This window comes from Cyclobacterium salsum, from assembly GCF_010119245.1.
GTDB classification, from domain to species: Bacteria; Bacteroidota; Bacteroidia; order Cytophagales; family Cyclobacteriaceae; genus Cyclobacterium; species Cyclobacterium salsum.
On record NZ_WNKG01000006.1, the window covers coordinates 182,628 to 200,261 of the forward strand.

At 42.7% G+C, this 17,634-nt stretch carries 17 protein-coding genes; 15 read left to right on the forward strand and 2 right to left on the reverse strand.

The annotated features are described in order from the left end of the window. Positions 1–26: 26 nt before the first annotated feature. From GJS45_RS12095 to GJS45_RS12105, 3 genes are all read left to right on the forward strand, one after another. On the forward strand, positions 27–380 hold the full coding sequence (locus tag GJS45_RS12095; protein ID WP_162342103.1) for a hypothetical protein: 354 nt from the start codon (positions 27–29) through the stop codon (positions 378–380). Positions 381–434: 54 nt separating this feature from the next. Continuing rightward, positions 435–1,973: a YifB family Mg chelatase-like AAA ATPase gene (locus GJS45_RS12100; protein ID WP_162342104.1), complete on the forward strand. Its 1,539-nt coding sequence runs from the start codon at positions 435–437 to the stop codon at positions 1,971–1,973. Positions 1,974–2,115: 142 nt separating this feature from the next. Beyond that, positions 2,116–2,562, forward strand: a complete 447-nt coding sequence (locus GJS45_RS12105; RefSeq protein ID WP_162342105.1) for a bactofilin family protein — start codon at positions 2,116–2,118, stop codon at positions 2,560–2,562. A gap of 3 nt (positions 2,563–2,565) precedes the next feature. Here GJS45_RS12105 and GJS45_RS12110 read toward each other — a convergent pair whose 3' ends face one another. Further along, positions 2,566–3,675, reverse strand: coding sequence for a trans-sulfuration enzyme family protein (locus tag GJS45_RS12110; RefSeq protein WP_162342106.1), 1,110 nt, complete (start codon positions 3,673–3,675; stop codon positions 2,566–2,568). Positions 3,676–3,731: 56 nt separating this feature from the next. Further along, on the reverse strand, positions 3,732–4,211 hold the full coding sequence (locus GJS45_RS12115; RefSeq protein WP_162342107.1) for a DUF4293 domain-containing protein: 480 nt from the start codon (positions 4,209–4,211) through the stop codon (positions 3,732–3,734). 101 nt (positions 4,212–4,312) lie between these two features. Between GJS45_RS12115 and truA the strand changes: the two genes are divergently transcribed. From truA to GJS45_RS12175, 12 genes are all read left to right on the forward strand, one after another. Next, the gene (gene truA, locus GJS45_RS12120; protein WP_162342108.1) at positions 4,313–5,068 is read left to right on the forward strand and encodes a tRNA pseudouridine(38-40) synthase TruA; all 756 of its coding nucleotides are present in this window, start codon (positions 4,313–4,315) and stop codon (positions 5,066–5,068) included. A 12-nt stretch (positions 5,069–5,080) separates the two neighbouring features. Then, positions 5,081–6,856: an ABC transporter ATP-binding protein gene (locus GJS45_RS12125; RefSeq protein ID WP_162342109.1), complete on the forward strand. Its 1,776-nt coding sequence runs from the start codon at positions 5,081–5,083 to the stop codon at positions 6,854–6,856. 114 nt (positions 6,857–6,970) lie between these two features. Beyond that, entirely contained in the window at positions 6,971–7,564 is a 594-nt protein-coding gene (locus GJS45_RS12130) for a hypothetical protein (protein ID WP_162342110.1), read from the forward strand. Positions 7,565–7,590: 26 nt separating this feature from the next. Further along, positions 7,591–8,070: a hypothetical protein gene (locus GJS45_RS12135; protein WP_162342111.1), complete on the forward strand. Its 480-nt coding sequence runs from the start codon at positions 7,591–7,593 to the stop codon at positions 8,068–8,070. Positions 8,071–8,239: 169 nt separating this feature from the next. Continuing rightward, a complete protein-coding gene (locus GJS45_RS12140; RefSeq protein ID WP_162342112.1) occupies positions 8,240–8,785 on the forward strand; it encodes a hypothetical protein in 546 nt (181 codons plus the stop codon). Between the two features lie 144 nt (positions 8,786–8,929). Then, positions 8,930–9,478: a hypothetical protein gene (locus tag GJS45_RS12145; protein WP_162342113.1), complete on the forward strand. Its 549-nt coding sequence runs from the start codon at positions 8,930–8,932 to the stop codon at positions 9,476–9,478. Between the two features lie 109 nt (positions 9,479–9,587). Further along, positions 9,588–10,622, forward strand: coding sequence for a uroporphyrinogen decarboxylase (gene hemE, locus GJS45_RS12150; protein WP_162342114.1), 1,035 nt, complete (start codon positions 9,588–9,590; stop codon positions 10,620–10,622). A gap of 247 nt (positions 10,623–10,869) precedes the next feature. After that, positions 10,870–11,562, forward strand: coding sequence for a sugar transferase (locus tag GJS45_RS12155; RefSeq protein WP_162342115.1), 693 nt, complete (start codon positions 10,870–10,872; stop codon positions 11,560–11,562). Between the two features lie 324 nt (positions 11,563–11,886). After that, complete coding sequence (locus tag GJS45_RS12160; protein ID WP_162342116.1) at positions 11,887–12,594, forward strand: sugar transferase; 708 nt, start codon at positions 11,887–11,889, stop codon at positions 12,592–12,594. Between the two features lie 447 nt (positions 12,595–13,041). After that, positions 13,042–13,839: a polysaccharide biosynthesis/export family protein gene (locus tag GJS45_RS12165; protein ID WP_162342117.1), complete on the forward strand. Its 798-nt coding sequence runs from the start codon at positions 13,042–13,044 to the stop codon at positions 13,837–13,839. A gap of 12 nt (positions 13,840–13,851) precedes the next feature. Further along, positions 13,852–16,221 carry a GumC family protein gene (locus GJS45_RS12170; protein ID WP_162342118.1) on the forward strand — a complete coding sequence of 790 codons (2,370 nt, stop codon included), beginning with the start codon at positions 13,852–13,854 and terminating at the stop codon, positions 16,219–16,221. Between the two features lie 38 nt (positions 16,222–16,259). Next, the gene (locus tag GJS45_RS12175) at positions 16,260–17,630 is read left to right on the forward strand and encodes a lipopolysaccharide biosynthesis protein (protein WP_162342119.1); all 1,371 of its coding nucleotides are present in this window, start codon (positions 16,260–16,262) and stop codon (positions 17,628–17,630) included. The last annotated feature ends 4 nt before the right edge of the window (positions 17,631–17,634 follow it).

Consider the following 17,634-nt stretch of genomic DNA (forward strand, 5'->3'; position numbering starts at 1 on the left):
TGTGTTAACAAACCCTAAAAACTCCTATGAAAAAAGTAAATAATATCTTTCAGCTTTTGACCGCATTGTTTTTCGGTGTTGGCCTGGTTTATTTTCTGACCTACGACAGGATGTGGGGAGGAAGTCCTGAGGCAGGAGAAGTGGTTTCCTGGTTTCTTGCCGGTTTGGTTCTTTATTTGATTACCTGGGGCGCAGGTTGGGCACTTTCAAGTAGCTTGGAAAGCAAGATTAAAAAAACGGATCAGGAGAAAAAAGAGTTGAAAGCTATGGTTTTTGATCTGGAAAGAGGAGTAAAAATGGGACAGATGGATAAGAAAATCGAGGAACAGCCTGAGGATAAGGATTCTTCTTCTATAAAGCCGAGGGAAAATTTTAAATAGTGGGGCCTATTTTACCATGAGGCAGTTTGTGTTTTTTCATTTCACACATTTAATATGGTAGCTAAAACTTTTGGAAGTGCAGTATCAGGAGTAGATGCAAAATTAATCACCATAGAGGTAAACGTAGGCCAGGGCACCAGTTTTTATATGGTAGGGCTTCCTGATAGTGCCGTCAAAGAGAGCCAGCAGCGAGTAGAATCCTCCCTGAAGTATTTTGGGTATCGCATGCCGCGCCAAAAAGTGGTCATCAACCTGGCACCAGCTGATATCCGGAAGGAAGGTTCTTCCTACGACCTTCCCATTGCCATGGGAATCGTACAAGCTTCCGAACAGGTAGCGTTTCCAGCATTGGAGGACTACGTGATCATGGGAGAGCTTTCCCTGGATGGGAGATTGCGAACGATAAAAGGGGTGTTGCCCATCGCCATTGAAGCAAGAAAACGAGGCTTCAAGGGATTTATATTACCGAAGGAGAATGCCAAAGAAGCGGCTATTGTAAATAAGCTGGACATCATTGGGGTGGAAACCCTGCAGGAGGCGATTCATTTTCTGGAAGGAAAGCAGGAGATCACCCCGCTGGTAACCGATACCCGAAATATATTTTTTAACTCCTTGGAAGAATATGCCTTTGACTTTGCCGACGTTCAGGGTCAGGAAAATATCAAGAGAGCTATGGAAATAGCGGCTGCGGGCGGGCACAATGTCATCATGATAGGACCGCCTGGTGCCGGTAAAACCATGTTAGCGAAACGATTGCCATCCATTTTGCCTCCCTTAAGTTTACAAGAGGCACTGGAGACAACCAAAATCCATTCCGTCGCAGGGAAGTTGGGTGCGGAAGCTTCCCTGGTGGCGCAGCGGCCTTTTCGCTCCCCTCACCATACGATAAGCGATGTAGCACTCGTGGGAGGAGGGGGAAACCCCCAACCAGGAGAAATATCCCTTTCCCATAATGGCGTTTTGTTTTTGGATGAATTGCCGGAATTTAAACGTACAGTACTGGAAGTAATGCGGCAGCCATTGGAGGAACGAAGGGTGACCATTTCACGTGCTAAAATTTCGGTTGATTTCCCTGCTAATTTTATGCTGGTAGCCAGTATGAATCCGTGCCCCTGTGGGTATTATAATCATCCGGACAAAGAATGTGTGTGTGGACCAGGAGTGGTTCAAAAATACCTTAACCGGGTGAGTGGTCCTTTGCTGGACCGCATAGACCTTCACGTGGAAGTGACACCGGTTAACTTTGAGGAGATGACTTCTGATGGGAAGTCAGAGGCGAGTAAGTCGATCCGACAGCGGGTTTCGCTGGCTAGAGAACGGCAACTTAACCGATTTACCGACAGTCCTGAGGTTTTCTGCAATGCCATGATGCCTTCCCATACAGTAAAGGAGGTTTGTAAAATAAATCAAGCCGGAAAGACCTTATTGAAGACAGCTATGGAGCGGCTGGGCTTGTCCGCAAGGGCGTATGATCGTATTCTGAAAGTTTCGAGAACCATAGCCGACCTGGCGGGTACCGATGACATCAAGGTTGAGCACCTGGCCGAAGCAATCCAGTACCGAAGCCTGGACCGGGATGGGTGGGCTGGATAAGCTACCTGTCGTTTCATTTCGGCCTGGCCGTTAGGAATTTCGCATGTCATTTCCGTATATTTGTTTGGTAATCTGAACTTTTGCATCTTAACGATCTCCTCCTTAAAAAAAGATTATAGCGGAATTAATAGTAGTTGATTTTATGTGGACCAAGGAACGAAAAATTCAGGAAGAAATGGAAATGGCTAGCTCAACATCAGTATTTGCCCCTGGTTTGAATATAAAGGGGAATATTGAGGCAACCAGTGATATCCGGATTGAAGGGGATATTACCGGAAACGTAATTACTAAAAAGAAAGTGATCGTAGGTGTTTCAGGAAAAGTGCTGGGAGACATCCATGGTTCCGAGATTTGCGTCATGGGTGAAGTACTTGGCGATTTGCATATCGAAGGGCTGGCCCGATTCTCTGCAGAGGCAAAAATGAAAGGAGTGGTTTACTCCGAAAAAATAGAAATTGAGGCTGGTGCGGATATGGAAGTAACGCTTTCAAAATTCAAAAAAAGCACGTCCCCAAAAGAGAACGGAACGGCAAAACAGGACCGGGATGAGGCAAAATCAACCCAGGAATTGATAAAAATGAATCAATAGTCGCTATTGTAAAATTTGCAGGCCTTTTTCCAGGTCTTCCAACAAATCATTCACATTTTCCAACCCTACCGACATCCGGATGAGTTGCTCGGGAATCCCCTCGCTTACTCCTTGAATCCTGGATCGCCTTTCGATAAGGCTTTCCACGCCGCCAAGGCTAGTAGCATTGGTAAAATAGCGTAGCTCTTCAATAAATCGATCTGCAGCCCTGGCATTGCCTTTGATTACAAACGATAACATCCCCCCAAACCCCTTCATCTGAGACCGTGCTACTGCATGTCCGTTGTGCGTTTCCAGCCCGGGATAATATACCGTTTCGACAGATGGATGTTGGGCTAGAAACCCGGCAATCGTTCCGGCATTTGCCGCATGAGCCTGCATGCGATAGGGTAAGGTTTTGATACTTCGCGTGAGAAAGTAGGTGTCAAACGGAGAAGGTACTGCTCCTGCAAGTTTTTGAACGGTTTTGATCCCTTTCCAGAAGTCATTTATTTCTCCCGTAATTAAGATCCCTCCTATAATATCACTATGGCCACCGATGTATTTCGTGTTGCTATGCATGACCATATCGGCTCCTTCCAGCAAGGGTTGTTGGAAAATCGGGCTGGCAAAGGTGTTGTCTACTACCACCGAAAGCCCCTTGGCATGGGCAATAGCGGAAAGGCGATTGATGTCCGAAATTTTCAACAAAGGATTTGAAGGGCTTTCGATCCATAGAAGGCGGGTGTCGGCAGTAATGGCCTTTTCTACCAGTGCTGGCTCGGTAAGGTTTATAAAGTCAATTTTAAGTTTGTCCTTGTAAACGGTCTCTAGCAGGGATTTTAAACCATGATACATATCGTCGGGGGCGATGATGTGAGACCCGGCCGGTAAGGCTTGAAAAACAGCGTTGGCAGCAGCGTTACCGGAAGCGAAAGCAGCGGCATCCAGGCCTTTTTCGAGTGCGGCCATAACGCGTTCCAGGGATTTTCGGTTGGGGTTTTCCAGCCTGCCATAAAGCATGGATTCCTCCTGATGTTCGAATGTGGAGGAAAGTGTAATGGGTTGGATGACTGGCTTCAGGGAATCCGTGACTGCGTTTCCACCGTGGATGGCAATGGTTTCTGTTTTCATTCGTAGTTACGGTTTGGTTTTAGTGAAGCCGAAGGCAGGCGTTGCAGGGGAATCCCTTAGCGAATCCTGTCTACGGATCTGATCAGCATTTCGTCTTTTCGGATAAAGCGATTGGCAATCAGATTCATAATTAAAGCGAAGATGATGCAGTAAAATCCCAAGACAAAGGCACCGCTGACAGTGGGGTTAAAGGATTCATTGGCTTTATAGCTGGTGAAGACGGTCAGGCCCAGGGTTAGCCCCATCAGCAACGCATTGATCATGTTCAGCATCAGTTGTTTTTTCCGATTCCTATACTGGAGCAGGCTATAGATTGCCAATGCGGCCGCTAAAAGGCACAAAATGCCGATATAAATATTGCTTTCCTGCGAACTGATATTTTCCTGGGGCAATTCCAGGATGGAGGTTTGCCAGGCGGTCATTTCCATGGTCTGGTTTTGCATGGGACTGACTTGTAGCCAAATGGGAGTTAGGGTCGCAGCAATCATGGCGATGGCCACCAGCAGAAGGAAAAGGGTTTGAATTCGTTGGATCATTTTTTAATGTTTTGACAAAGAAAATGGGTTATTTGATTTTTCGCAAGGAATACCCCAATTCCGCTTTGAAATAGGGGTATATTTTTATCTTTGCAATTGAAATGAGCAACAGGTATCGGTATTTTATTGAAATTGCCTACGATGGTTCTGCCTATCATGGATGGCAAATGCAAAAAAATGCCCCATCTGTCCAGGAATGCATTCAGCAGGCTTTAGCTACTTTGTTTCGAATTCCCGTACCAATCATGGGTAGTGGTAGAACCGATACAGGAGTACATGCTTACCAGCAATTTGCCCATTTTGATTTGGACATTGAACTATCGAAAATGGATTTTCTGAAAAGAATAAACGGAGTGTTGCCCCGGGACATTGCCATTTTTGACTTGCTGCCTGTGCAGGAAAAGGCCCATGCCCGGTTTGATGCCCAATGGAGAAGCTATGCCTACCATATTGCCTTCCGGAAAGATCCATTCCTATTGGGCAGGGCCTGGCATTGTTATTATGATTTGGAGCTGAATTCTATGCAGGAGGCCACAAAGGTATTGCTGAAATATAAAGATTTTCAGTGTTTTAGTAGGATAAAAACCAATGTGAAAAATTTTAACTGTGAAATAATTAATGCCAGTTGGGAACAAACCGGGCATGGATTGGTATTTCATATACAGGCGAACCGGTTTTTGAGGGGGATGGTAAGGGCCATAGTGGGTACCTTGGTTAAGATTGGTAGAAATCAGCTGCCTGTTTCAGATCTTTCGGACATAATCGAAAGCAAGGACAGGCATCAAGCTGGCGTTGCGGCACCCGCCTGTGGCCTGTATTTAAGTGAAGTCAGGTATCCGGAAAAAATTTTTAAGTAAATCGTTGACCAATTGGGACTGGAAAAAGAAAATGTAAAAAGTGGGGACATTATCGACACCAAGGTGTTGAAAAAGCTCTATCAATTTGTCACCCCTTACAAACAACGGTTTTATTTTTTGGTCTTTTTGACCCTCTTATTGGCTGTTTTGGCTCCTTCCCGGCCTTTGCTTATTCAGATAGCGGTGGATGATTACGTGGCATTGGGGGATGCAGAAGGGCTGTTGACCATGATGTATTATTTGGTAGGCCTTCTGGTGTTACATGCGTTGGTTCAGTTTGGTCACACCTATTTGTCGGGATGGTTGGGACAGGTAATTATCCGTGATATCCGCACCAAGCTTTACCGCCATTTGCTGAAAATGCGGTTGAAATATTTTGACCAGACCCCAATCGGTCGCCTGGTAACGCGGAATATTTCCGACGTGGAGTCGCTTTCTGATGTCTTTAGCCAGGGGTTGGCAGAGATCATCGGCGATTTGCTGCAGCTGGTATCCATTCTGGCGGTGATGTTCTATGTGGATTGGCAACTTACTTTAGTCAGCCTATGTACCCTGCCCCTTTTAACGATATCTACCTACGTTTTTAAGGAGAAAGTGAAAGTTTCTTTTAATGATGTTAGAAACGCCGTATCGAACTTGAATTCCTTCCTGCAGGAGCATATAACCGGTATGAATATTATTCAGGTCTTTAACAGGGAGGAAAGGGAATATGAGAAATTCAAAGCCATCAATAAAGAACACCGCCGGGCCCACCTCAAGTCCGTTTTGTACTATTCCGTATATTACCCAGTAGCAGAAATCATCCAGGCCATTGGTATTGGGCTGGTGGTATGGTATGGTGCCACGGGTGTTTTCGATATGCAGATTCAGGTTGGCGTATTGATTTCCTTCATCATGTACCTGCAATTGTTTTTTCGCCCGATTAGAATGATTGCCGATCGGTTTAATACCCTTCAAATGGGAGTAGTCAGTTCTTCCCGTATTTTTTCCATTCTTGAAAACGACCAACAAATCCCGAACGAAGGCGGGTATGCTCCAGAGAAGATCAACGGAAAAATAGCCTTTGAAAAAGTCTGGTTTGCATATGAGGGGGAGGATTGGGTTTTGAAAGATATTAGTTTTGATGTGAAGCATGGAGAAACCGTAGCCCTGGTGGGTGCTACGGGTGCTGGAAAATCGTCTATCATCAATCTGATAAGTCGGTTTTATGATATTAACAGGGGGAAGATTAAAATTGATGGGGAGCCGGTGTCTTCTTATGAACTTTCTACCTTGAGGAGACACGTGGGGGTGGTTTTGCAGGATGTATTTCTTTTTTCAGATACCATTTTGCAAAACATTACCCTTGGTAATCCCGATATTTCGCGGGAACAGGTGATGCATGCCGCTGAATTGGTGGGAGCCCGAAAATTTATTGAGCGGCTCCCTGGTGGGCTTGATTACGACGTGAAAGAGAGAGGAGGAACCTTATCGGTGGGGCAAAGGCAGTTAATATCCTTTGTCCGGGCCATGGTATACGACCCGGAGATCATCATTTTGGACGAGGCAACCTCATCCGTGGATACCGAGACAGAAGAACTTATCCAGCAGGCTATCGAGAAGATGATGAAGGGGAGGACTTCCATCATTATCGCACACCGACTTTCCACCATTCAGAAAGCGAATAAAATCATTGTCTTGCATAAGGGGGAAATCAAGGAAGAAGGCAGCCACGAGGACCTTTTGAAGTTGGACGGGTATTATTCACAACTTCACCAGATGCAGCTTAAGTCCATGGTGATTACCTGATTGATACCAGGCATCGATAATCCGAAATATTAGTTTGCTATTAAGGTGTACCTTTTGGGCAAGTTGGATCGTTGAAACGGCAGATGGAGTGCAGTAACAATTAGCTATTAAATTATGAAATACTTGTTTGTTGTTTTGTTGATGCTTTTTGGTTTCGGAGGATTTGCTCAGGAATATGAAGTAGGATTAAGGTTGGGTGAGCCTTATGGGATTACTTTTAAAACGCCAATCCGGCAAAACTATTCGGCGGAACTGATTATCGGACGAGGAAGTTCAAATACGATGCAGTATTACCGAAGGTCCTTTGAAAACAACCGGCCGGTAAGTTCAGCGCTGTATGATGGTCAACAAGTTTCGGGAGCGTTTTCAGCCCAGGTGAGGATGTCCCATGAGAAATCGTTAAATGCTGAATTTGACATTGCAGAAGGAAACTTGATGGGATACTTTGGGGCTGGCGCACAGCTTAGGCGCGTTTCGGTTACCTATTTTTATCACACTCCGAATGCAGGAGAAGGTGCTGCGGATTTCAGGGAGTCCAGGTCCAACGTGGATTTTGGTCCGGAAGGATTTATTGGATCTTCTTATTATTTTGAAACCCTTCCCCTGGGGGTTTTTGCTGAACTAGGATTATTTATGGAACTACTAGACCGGTTTGGTCACCTTAAAGTCCAGGGAGCCATCGGTGTCCGCTATGTATTCGGGATATGAGTAAGAGGGGTAAACTATTTCTTTTAATGCTGTTTTCTTTGCTCCTGGCTGGGGGTGGTTACCTTTATTTGGGAGGAGGGAAAACGACAAAATTAGCATTGGTTTCTTGTGAACCCATCCTTCTCTCAGGTCTGGAATTCCGGGGCGTTCCCGGAGATGAGCAACTGGGACGGGTATTTCAGGAAGTAGAGCAGTTTAGGGAAGAGTCCCCCCTTCATACCATCTATTTTGTAGAGCCAGCTGGCAAGCGGGATACCTTACATGTTTTTGTGGGAATTGAAGCAAGAGAAGAAGTGCCGGATGAATGGATTCAAAAAAGAGTGGAATGCAAAGAAGCAGTCAAGGCGAGCCTGGATATGCATCAATGGGTAATGCCATCTCCAGAGAAAACCAAGCGACGAATAATCGATTTTGCCAGTGCCAACGGACATAACCTTGAGGGGGTTTTTATTGATATCATTATTGACAGGGATCGGGTACAAGTCTGGGCACCTCTCCGTAACTAAAATGTTTTAGGCATTTATAGGAAGTGGCTATTGATTACCACTCAGCCGAATAAATAGTTGAAAATGAAAGCCGGTCGTTTTTTAAAATTGCCAGGATGCTGCAAAATGGTTATTATGGTACGATTTTAGAGATAGGTATTTTTGTTTTAATCATTTACCAGAAGAAACTATGGAAAGAAGCAATCATTCAACAATCACCCGAAAATTACTATTGATTACAACGGCCGCCCTGCTTTGGAGCTGTGAAGGGCCAATCGGCCCGGAGGGACCTCCAGGCCAGGACGGATTGGATGGAGTTACTATCGTCGGTGAAGTGTTCGAAATCGCCGGTAGTTTTACTCAGGATGGGAATTTTGGATTGAGAGGAGAATACGGATTTGATATTTTAGAGTCCGACAAGGTGCTGATTTATCGGCTGGCGGATTTAGATCAGGATGGAAATGACATTTGGAAGCTCATTCCTCAGGTGGTGTTTCATGAAAACGGAATCTTTACGTATGATTATGATTTCACCTTTTATGATTATTCGATTTATATGTCAGGCGATTTTGATTTAAACTCATTGGAAGCCGCTTTTACTGACGATCAGGTATTCAGGGTGTTAATCGTTCCGGCAGACAGGATTGATCTGAGGCTGGATTTTTCGGACCATTATGGCGTTCTTGATATGCTGAAAGTGGATGAAGAAGCTATTCCAAGAATCGATTTGAATTAAACTTTCTGTCTTTAAACAGGTTAAACAAAAGGTAGTCTGCAGGAAAGGTAGGCTGCCTTTTTTTTAGTTGGTATTGGATATACAAAAATTACCCTTTATCTTTCATTTAAAGCAATATATAACGTATCTGGTAAATCAAGTTTTATGAAAAAGATTTTATACTTAGTAGTAATGATGGTGGCGATGGTTTCATTGCCTGCATGTGAGGGGCCCGAAGGACCCCAGGGCCCTCCGGGTCTTGACGGTGTGGACGGGGAAGATGGAGAAGATGGGATTGAAGTATTAAACCTGGTATTCGAGGGGCAAGTCACTTTTTCAGAGGAAAATGATTTTGCCATTGGATCGCAATTGGAAATATCCCCCGGGGATAACTTGTTGATTTTCATTGAATGGGCTCAGGTAGAGGAAAATTCCTTGTGGCGTTTATTGCCACAAACGGTTTTTTTTGGAGAAGGTGCTACATTGACATACAATTACCAATACACCAATACATTTTTCAATGTATTTATGCAGGCCAATTTTGAGCTTACTGAATTGGAAGCTGAATGGACGGATAATCAACGGATTAGAATAGTACTGCTCCCTGGTTTTTTTGTGGAGGAAAATGCCCGGGTGGATTTTAGCGATTTTGATGCCGTGATGGAGTTGATAGGAAAAGACGAAAATGACATCCTACCTTTGGATCTCAAGTAGGTGTACCGCATGGCAGTGATCCAGTGAAAAAGCTTCCCGAATAGATCGGGAAGCTTTTTCATTTTTAGGTGGTTTTCTTTTTTGGGTTAACTTGGGTTATATTTGCTGCATGCAAATTAAGAATGACCTACTTTTACGTGTTATAAAGGGAGAAGCAGTAGAACGAACTCCGGTGTGGTTGATGAGGCAAGCGGGCAGGATCCTGCCGGAATACAGGGCGGTAAGAGCCAGTGTGAGTGGATTTGTGGAGCTCGCACAGACTCCGGAGTTGGCTGCTGAAGTTACCATTCAACCCGTGGACCTACTTGGAGTAGATGCGGCCATTATATTTTCAGATATTTTGGTGGTGCCGGAGGCGATGGGGCTTCCCTATGAAATGGTAGAAAAAAAGGGTCCCTGGTTTCCCAAAACCATCGGCAGTGCGGCTGATTTAAAAAAGCTCAGGGTGGCCGACCCGAAGACGCATCTTCATTATGTACTGGAAGCCATTAAGATTAGCAAGAAGGGCCTTAATGGCAGGGTTCCTTTAATTGGTTTTGCGGGAGCTCCCTGGACTCTTTTCGCTTATATGGTAGAGGGATCCGGGTCTAAAACCTTTTCAAAGGCCCGAGCCATGTTGTACCAAAATCCAAGCCTTGCTCATCAGCTATTGGATTTGATTACCAAAACCACCATTAAATACTTAAAAGCTCAGGTGGAAGCCGGAGTTAACCTGGTTCAGGTTTTTGATAGTTGGGCGGGTATCTTGCCTCCCGACCAATACAGGGAATTTTCATTACCCTACATTAATAAAATTTGTGAAGCGGTCACTGAGGTGCCTGTTACGGTTTTTGCAAAAGGGGCCTACTTTTCCTTAAAAGACTTTTTACCTACTCGATGCGAGACGGTAGGACTGGATTGGAACATGGAAATAGGGGAGGTAAGGGCTATTTTTAAGAAAGAAAAAACGCTGCAAGGCAACCTGGACCCTGCCGTCCTGTATGCTCCGGACGATGTATTGGTAGCCAAAACCCAGGACATGTTGACCCAATTTAAAGGAAGCAGGCACATTGCTAATCTGGGGCATGGTGTCTATCCGGATACCTCACCGGACAAGGTCCGATTGTTTATTCAAACAGTTAAGGAATTCAGCAAGGAAAAATAAAATGGGGTAGCGCTTTCTCATTTCGTTTATTTTGTTGAGCGAGGTGGTTTTATAGCGACAAACCATATTTTTAAGTGCATACCCTATTTTTTACAGAATTTTTTCTACCATCATTCCGGCCGGCATGTGCTAACAATATCCCTTCGATTATTTGTTTATATGGGCGTGTCTAAATATATTTGTTAAAATGTATTTCAAATACATTAAAATGAGGTATAGTTTTTAGCAAGGTAGACTGATTTCAACAATGGAAAAGTTTTTACGTAAGGAGAAAGAACCTGAATTTTTCTCGAGAAGGCTTTCAGGTTATATCGGTCCAGACGGTACCATACACCTCACTGATCCGAAAAAGCTTTTGGTTAAAAGATTTTTGGATGTCGTTTTTGCTTCATTATTCGTCATTTTCGTCTTATCCTGGTTGTTTCCATTGATTGCACTTTTAATTAGAATGGATTCTAGAGGGCCTGTTTTATTTAAGCAATTAAGACATGGGAAAGGCAATCAGGTGTTTTGGTGTTATAAGTTTCGGACGATGGTCCGGAGCCAGGATGCTGATACCCGGCAGGCGACCAAAAATGATCAAAGGGTAACCAGGCTGGGAAAGTTTCTGAGAAAAACCAGTTTAGATGAGACACCTCAGTTTATAAATGTGTTATTAGGAAACATGTCCGTCATTGGTCCCAGGCCCCATGCGGTGCCGATGAATCATTTTTTTTCGAATGAAATTAGTAATTACATGTTTCGCCATTCCGTAAAACCGGGTATATCTGGATTGGCTCAAGTAAAGGGGTATCGGGGTGAGGTGTTGACTTTCTTTGATATTTACGGCAGAGTCAAGTTGGATCATTTTTACATTAAAAACTGGTGCTTGTTTTTGGATTTGAAAATTGTTTTTTGGACAATTTCAGCCGTTTTTTATAATAATAGGAAGGCCTATTAGCATTTCTTGTCTTTTGTGGATTGGTTTTATTTGCTTGCTCCAAGGCCATTGCTGCCTATTTCAGTGGGTTTGTATTCTTCTGATGCCGACTAGCCTCTAGTCAATTGTCATTCGATATACCAGGAATACCCTACTTTTCCCCATTTTTAAAACTATTAAAACGAATTTTAAATACATAAAAACGAAGTTTAATTCTAAATTTATTCTCAAAAGCTTGCACGGGTGAGAAAGGAAGTATATATTTGTAAAAATGTATTTCAGATATACAAAAATGTTTTTTAAACAAAAGGTAAGGTTTAGTGTTGAAAGTAAATATTGTTAGAGATGGAAAATGTTTTAGTAGAGCGAAAATTTCGCCAATCCCTGAGAAAGGGAAATTTTGTAAAACAGCAGCAGCAGGCTAAAATCAGGGTACTTTATGGGCAAAACGACAGCTTCCATAAACGGCTAATGAAAAGAAGCTTTGATTTATTGCTGGCATTGTTCACCACTGTTTTTGTGCTTTCCTGGTTATTTCCCATTATCGGAATATTGATCAAAGTAGACTCCAAAGGTCCTGTTTTCTTCAAACAGCTCCGACATGGAAGGGGGAATAAGGTTTTTAATTGTTACAAATTCAGAACAATGGTAAAAAACAAGGAAGCCGATACCCGGCAGGCAACACAAAATGATTCGAGAATTACACGGGTGGGTAGGTTTTTGCGTAAATCAAGTTTGGATGAATTGCCTCAAATCATCAATGTACTTTTAGGAGACATGTCCATTGTAGGGCCCAGGCCTCATGCTGTTCCCATGAACCTGGAATTTGCCAAAGAGATCGGAGGATTCATGCAGCGGCACCGGGTAAAGCCGGGTATTACAGGGCTGGCTCAGTGCAAAGGCTTTCGGGGAGAAATTTTAAATTTCCAGGAATTGTATTCCCGCTATCGGTTAGATAGTTTTTATGTCAAAAAATGGTGTTTACTATTTGATATACGAATTGTGATCCATACCGCTTTTTCACTAATGTCAAAAAATGAAAAAGCATATTAGTCGGCAATCTAATTCATTGAATTAAAAAACAGCAAAAAAATATATAACAGTGTCTTTTAAATATACTTACTGGTCGAATACTTATTACTTACCCTAGCCGATTCCTTGGCTGGAAGGCTGCTCCTGGTTTGGTTTGTGTCGTTTTTGATTTGGCGATTCCTCGAGAGGTATTAAACCGGGTGTTCGTTTCGTTTGATAGTAGGGGAGGGTAGCCCGCAGTGCTGGTTCTAAGGAAAACGGAGTAAGAAATAGTACAATCCGCAAAGCTATCGAATTAAATTAAGCCGGTAGAATAGAAAAAATTCCTGCACAGTTCTTATTCTTCTGATAATTAAGTAATTTGCGAGGTCTTTATTAGTAATATGTTTTAGAAGATTATTGTTTCACTTTTTCACCGATAACAACTAAGTCGGTGAGTAGAAATCGACGTAACAGTCTTAAGATTTTATGAGAAAAAGTACATTAGTAAACAGCTTGGTTTTTATTTTCTTTCTATCTGGTATTTTTGGTTGTGCCAAGAGGAATCTGGTCTATTTTAGCGATATCGAATCGGGGTCTGATTTTTCTACGGAGATTGTAGACTTCCCAGAGCCAAAGATTCAGAAAGGTGATTTGCTAAAAATCACCGTCAGTAGTTTGAATGCAGAGTCAAACCTGTTGTTTAATGCAGGTGTGATGTCCTCTTCCGATGATGGCAGAATGATGAATGCTGCAGTTCCTATCAACGAAGGGTACCTGGTGGATAAAAACGGGCAGGTAAATTTTCCGGTTCTCGGCATGGTGGGACTGGAAGGTCTCAGCAAAGAAGAGGCGATTGAGAAAATGGCACAGCGTTTGGAAGAGTACGTCAAAGATCCTATCGTAAACGTTCAATATCTGAATTTTAAGATCACCGTTATCGGAGAAGTTGCCAATCCAAACACCTTTACCCTGGAAACAGACCGAATTACCATATTGGAAGCCTTAGGATTGGCCGGGGACATGACTGAATATGGGAAAAGAGAGAATGTACTGGTTATCAGAGATGAAGATGGTGTGAGAAAGGCTGTAAGACTTAATCTAAATAATCGGGAGATATTAAACTCGCCGTACTTCATGTTGCATCAAAATGATGTAGTTTACGTTGAACCAGATAAGATCAAGGCAGTGCAGGCAAGTACCAATCAGCGGTCGTTTGCCATCCTTGGTTTATTGGTATCCGTTGGAGTCTCGTTGCTGTTTAACCTACGCTTCTACCTAGAATAAGATAATAGAATTATGAAAATGTCGGATATGTTGATGGATGATTTTCAGCCCAAGGAGGTGGAAAATACAGATTATAAGTACCTGATCATGAAGTACCTTAAATTTTGGTATTTGTATCTGATCGGGCTGGTATGTTGTATCGGGTTGGCCTATGCCTATTTTCAATACGCGACACCGGAATATCCTGTAGGTGCAACCATATTGATTAATAGTAGTAAAGGATCTGATTTTTCTCAAAATGCGGTGTATTCTGAATTGGAAACCTACCAATCGGTAAAAACGGTGGAGAACGAGGCAGAAGTGCTCAAATCGGTAAGCTTAATGGTTGAAGCTATTCGTGATCTTGACCTCAATGTTTCTTATTATGTGAAGGACAATTTTTTCAGGGATAAGGAAATTTTTGGTGCGCAGGTGCCCATACAGGTAGAATTGGACCGGTATGATTCGACCGCTTTTTTTGATAAAGATTTGCTTACCAAATTTAAGGTTCACGTGCTGGATTCGGTTAATTTCCGGCTGGAAAATGAAGAGGAAAAAACTTCCAATCACCAGTTTGGAGAGCAATTAGCTTTCCCATTTGGTGAGTTGAGCATTGAGCGTATTCAGGAGATGGAATACCCCAGCACCATCATCATCAATTTTAATAATCCTTACGCAATTCCGGGCAGGTATAGTGGAAAACTGGACGTCATGATCGTAAATAAGCTGGCCAGTGTGTTGCGATTAAGTTTTACCGATCCGGTACCTCAAAAAGGGATGCTGGTTATGAACAACTTGATCAAAGCATATAACCGGGAGGCCATGCTGAATAAAAACCAAACGGCTCGAAACACCATAGACTTCATCAATGAACAATTGGATTCGGTTACTAATGAATTGCGAGAGATCGAGGCGATGGAAGAAGAGTACAAGAAGGAAAACAAAATCACCGAATTGAGTTCGGATGCCCTTCAATACGCCGAAACATTTAATCAAGGTAAGGAGCAATTGGCAGATTATTCCATTCAACTGGACGTGCTAACCTCTATCGAAAATCTGATGAGCCAGGAGGATAATTACCAGGCGGTGCCTAGTTCTTTGAATATAGAAGATCAGACGTTGATGAACAACATTAATCAGTTTAATCAACTACAGCGGGACAGGGAACGAATGCTTAGGACCATTCAGCCCGGCAGCCCCTTGATTTTGGAAAAGAATCAGCAGCTAAGTTCCATGCGGAGAAACATCCTTGAAAACATTAGAAATATAAAGTCGAGTGTAGAAATCGCTAGAGATAATTTGCTGGCTAGGACCACTGAAGTAGAAATCCAAAGTGGCAAGGTGCCAGAGATTGAACGTAAATTACTAGAAATAAACCGACAGCAAGCGATTAAGCAGGACCATTACCAGTATTTGGTAAAAAAGCGGGAGGAGGCCTCCATGTCTTTGGCGGCAACTACCGTAAGTAATTCCCGAATAATCGATCCCGCCATGGCGGGTAGTAAACCCACCAAACCCAATAAAATGTTAATTTTGGGCTTTGCTTTTTTTCTTGGGTTTGGCGGGCCTTTGGGCTTGGTTTTTATTTATTACCAATTAAACACCCAAATTAAAATTAAGAAAGACGTGACCTCCAAAACGAATATTTCGATTTTGGGGGAGGTATCCCACCACGATGAAAAAGTGCCGATTGCCATTTCAAAAGGAGTCAGGACACCGGTAGCGGAGCAGTTCCGCCTTATACGTACCAATCTTCAATTTGCGTTGCCAAATAAGGATAAAAAAGTAATCCTGGTGACATCTAGTTCCAGTGGTGAAGGCAAAACGTTCTTTTCACTTAACCTGGGCGTTAGCATGAGTTTGGCGGATAAAAAGGTAGTGGTCCTTGAATTTGATTTACGAAAGCCGTTACTTTTGGAGTATCTGGGAATGACCAGTGATACCGGTATTTCGGACTATTTGCAGAACGAATCGCTGACTGTTTCTGACCTGATTGTAAAAAGCGAAAAATTACCCGCAAACCTTGATCTTATTGGTTGCGGTACACTTCCAGATGACCCCTCCGAACTGATGCTTTTGCCTAAAGTAGGTTACTTCATTGACAAGCTTCAGGAGATGTACGACGTGATTATCATCGACTCTGCTCCGGTAGGTCAGGTAGCCGACGCCTTTTCTTTGTCTAAATTTTCTGACATTACAACCTATATTATGCGGTATAACTATACCAAGTCAGATACGATCACTTTTATCAATGAAAATAAAAAGGAGAAAAAACTAAAAAACCCTGTCATTGTCCTCAACGATGCCAAAACTAAATTGAGCTATGGCTATGACTATTACCAAAAAGGGGATATAAAAAAGAAGAAACGTGCAGTATATAAAAAGATGGCCAAAAAGGTTTGATACCATTTTTAGTAGGGAGATAGGGTAATTTTTTTCATATGAGAAGTCAAATTTCATCCCTTTATTTAACGGTCACCAAGGCGATTAATAAAGGGCATAAGCGAAGTGTAAAAGCTAAAAAGAACATACTTGCTTCCTTTGTAATAAAGGGAGGGAGTATAGCCATTAGTCTGATCTTGGTACCTTTGACGATAAATTACGTCAACCCAACCAGCTACGGGATTTGGCTTACCCTAAGTTCCATGGTGGCTTGGTTTGGTTTTTTCGACATCGGTTTTGGTCATGGGTTACGGAATAAATTTGCCGAAAGTATCGCTCAGGGCGAGTATGAACTGGCAAAAAAATACGTAAGTACTACCTATGCCATTTTAAGTATAATTATTGGCGCGGTATTGTTAATTTTTTTAGGCATTAATCCGTTCTTGAATTGGGCTTCTATTTTGAATACCTCTCCTGAGCTAGGGGACGAACTTCGATCCGTTTCTTTGATTGTATTCACTTTCTTTTGCCTTCAGTTTGTACTGAAATTAATTACCACTGTGCTTACCGCCAACCAAGAGCCAGCCAAAGCCTCATTGTTTAATTTTCTAGGCAGTTTATTTTCTTTGATCGTAATATTTGTACTTACCAAAACAACAGAAGGAAACCTGATTTATTTGGGAGCTGCATTAAGCTTTACGCCGGTTCTGGTATTAATCAGTTCAAGTGTTTGGTTTTATACCCATGAGTATAAAAAGTATGCCCCTTCTTTCAGCAAGATTGATTTTAGTCTGGCAAAGGATTTAATGTCTTTAGGAGCTAAATTTTTTGTCATTCAAATTGGAGCCCTGGTGCTATTCAGTACTAATAATGTGATCATTACCCAGCTTTTCGGACCGGAAGAAGTGACCCCGTTCAATATTGCATTTAAATTATTTGCGATCGTCACCATGGGTTTTGGGATCGTGGTGACCCCCATGTGGAGTGCATTTACAGATGCCTATGTGAGGGAAGAATACGATTGGATAAAAAACACCCTTGCCAAAATGAGGAAAATCTGGTTTTTAGCTATTTTGGCATCGATAGGCATTTTATTTGCTTCCCCATTTTTGTATGATATTTGGGTAGGAGATTCTGTGGAGGTTCCCTTTGCTTTATCGGCTGCTATGTGTCTTTACGTAGTTGTAGCCATCTGGCAAACCATGCACGTGTTTTTCCTAAATGGGATTGGCAAGATTAAACTACAACTATATATGGTGACTGCAACTGCCCTGCTGAATATACCATTGGCGATCCTTTTGGGTAAGTGGTTTGGCCTGGTAGGTATCACCATGACCAGCACCCTGATTTTCGGAGTGATGGGAGTTGTTTTTTCGATACAAACTCACAAACTACTAAACAAAACGGCAAAAAATATTTGGAACGAATGAACAT

What these genes read in the sequence shown, in the direction of transcription:
- GJS45_RS12095 (WP_162342103.1), top strand. Translation starts at nt 27, where the DNA reads ATGAAAAAAGTAAATAATATCTTTCAGCTTTTGACCGCATTGTTTTTC.
- GJS45_RS12100 (WP_162342104.1), top strand. Translation starts at nt 435, where the DNA reads ATGGTAGCTAAAACTTTTGGAAGTGCAGTATCAGGAGTAGATGCAAAA.
- GJS45_RS12105 (WP_162342105.1), top strand. Translation starts at nt 2,116, where the DNA reads ATGTGGACCAAGGAACGAAAAATTCAGGAAGAAATGGAAATGGCTAGC.
- GJS45_RS12110 (WP_162342106.1), bottom strand. Translation starts at nt 3,675, where the DNA reads ATGAAAACAGAAACCATTGCCATCCACGGTGGAAACGCAGTCACGGAT.
- GJS45_RS12115 (WP_162342107.1), bottom strand. Translation starts at nt 4,211, where the DNA reads ATGATCCAACGAATTCAAACCCTTTTCCTTCTGCTGGTGGCCATCGCC.
- truA (WP_162342108.1), top strand. Translation starts at nt 4,313, where the DNA reads ATGAGCAACAGGTATCGGTATTTTATTGAAATTGCCTACGATGGTTCT.
- GJS45_RS12130 (WP_162342110.1), top strand. Translation starts at nt 6,971, where the DNA reads ATGAAATACTTGTTTGTTGTTTTGTTGATGCTTTTTGGTTTCGGAGGA.
- GJS45_RS12135 (WP_162342111.1), top strand. Translation starts at nt 7,591, where the DNA reads ATGCTGTTTTCTTTGCTCCTGGCTGGGGGTGGTTACCTTTATTTGGGA.
- GJS45_RS12140 (WP_162342112.1), top strand. Translation starts at nt 8,240, where the DNA reads ATGGAAAGAAGCAATCATTCAACAATCACCCGAAAATTACTATTGATT.
- GJS45_RS12145 (WP_162342113.1), top strand. Translation starts at nt 8,930, where the DNA reads ATGAAAAAGATTTTATACTTAGTAGTAATGATGGTGGCGATGGTTTCA.
- hemE (WP_162342114.1), top strand. Translation starts at nt 9,588, where the DNA reads ATGCAAATTAAGAATGACCTACTTTTACGTGTTATAAAGGGAGAAGCA.
- GJS45_RS12155 (WP_162342115.1), top strand. Translation starts at nt 10,870, where the DNA reads ATGGAAAAGTTTTTACGTAAGGAGAAAGAACCTGAATTTTTCTCGAGA.
- GJS45_RS12160 (WP_162342116.1), top strand. Translation starts at nt 11,887, where the DNA reads ATGGAAAATGTTTTAGTAGAGCGAAAATTTCGCCAATCCCTGAGAAAG.
- GJS45_RS12165 (WP_162342117.1), top strand. Translation starts at nt 13,042, where the DNA reads ATGAGAAAAAGTACATTAGTAAACAGCTTGGTTTTTATTTTCTTTCTA.
- GJS45_RS12170 (WP_162342118.1), top strand. Translation starts at nt 13,852, where the DNA reads ATGAAAATGTCGGATATGTTGATGGATGATTTTCAGCCCAAGGAGGTG.
- GJS45_RS12175 (WP_162342119.1), top strand. Translation starts at nt 16,260, where the DNA reads ATGAGAAGTCAAATTTCATCCCTTTATTTAACGGTCACCAAGGCGATT.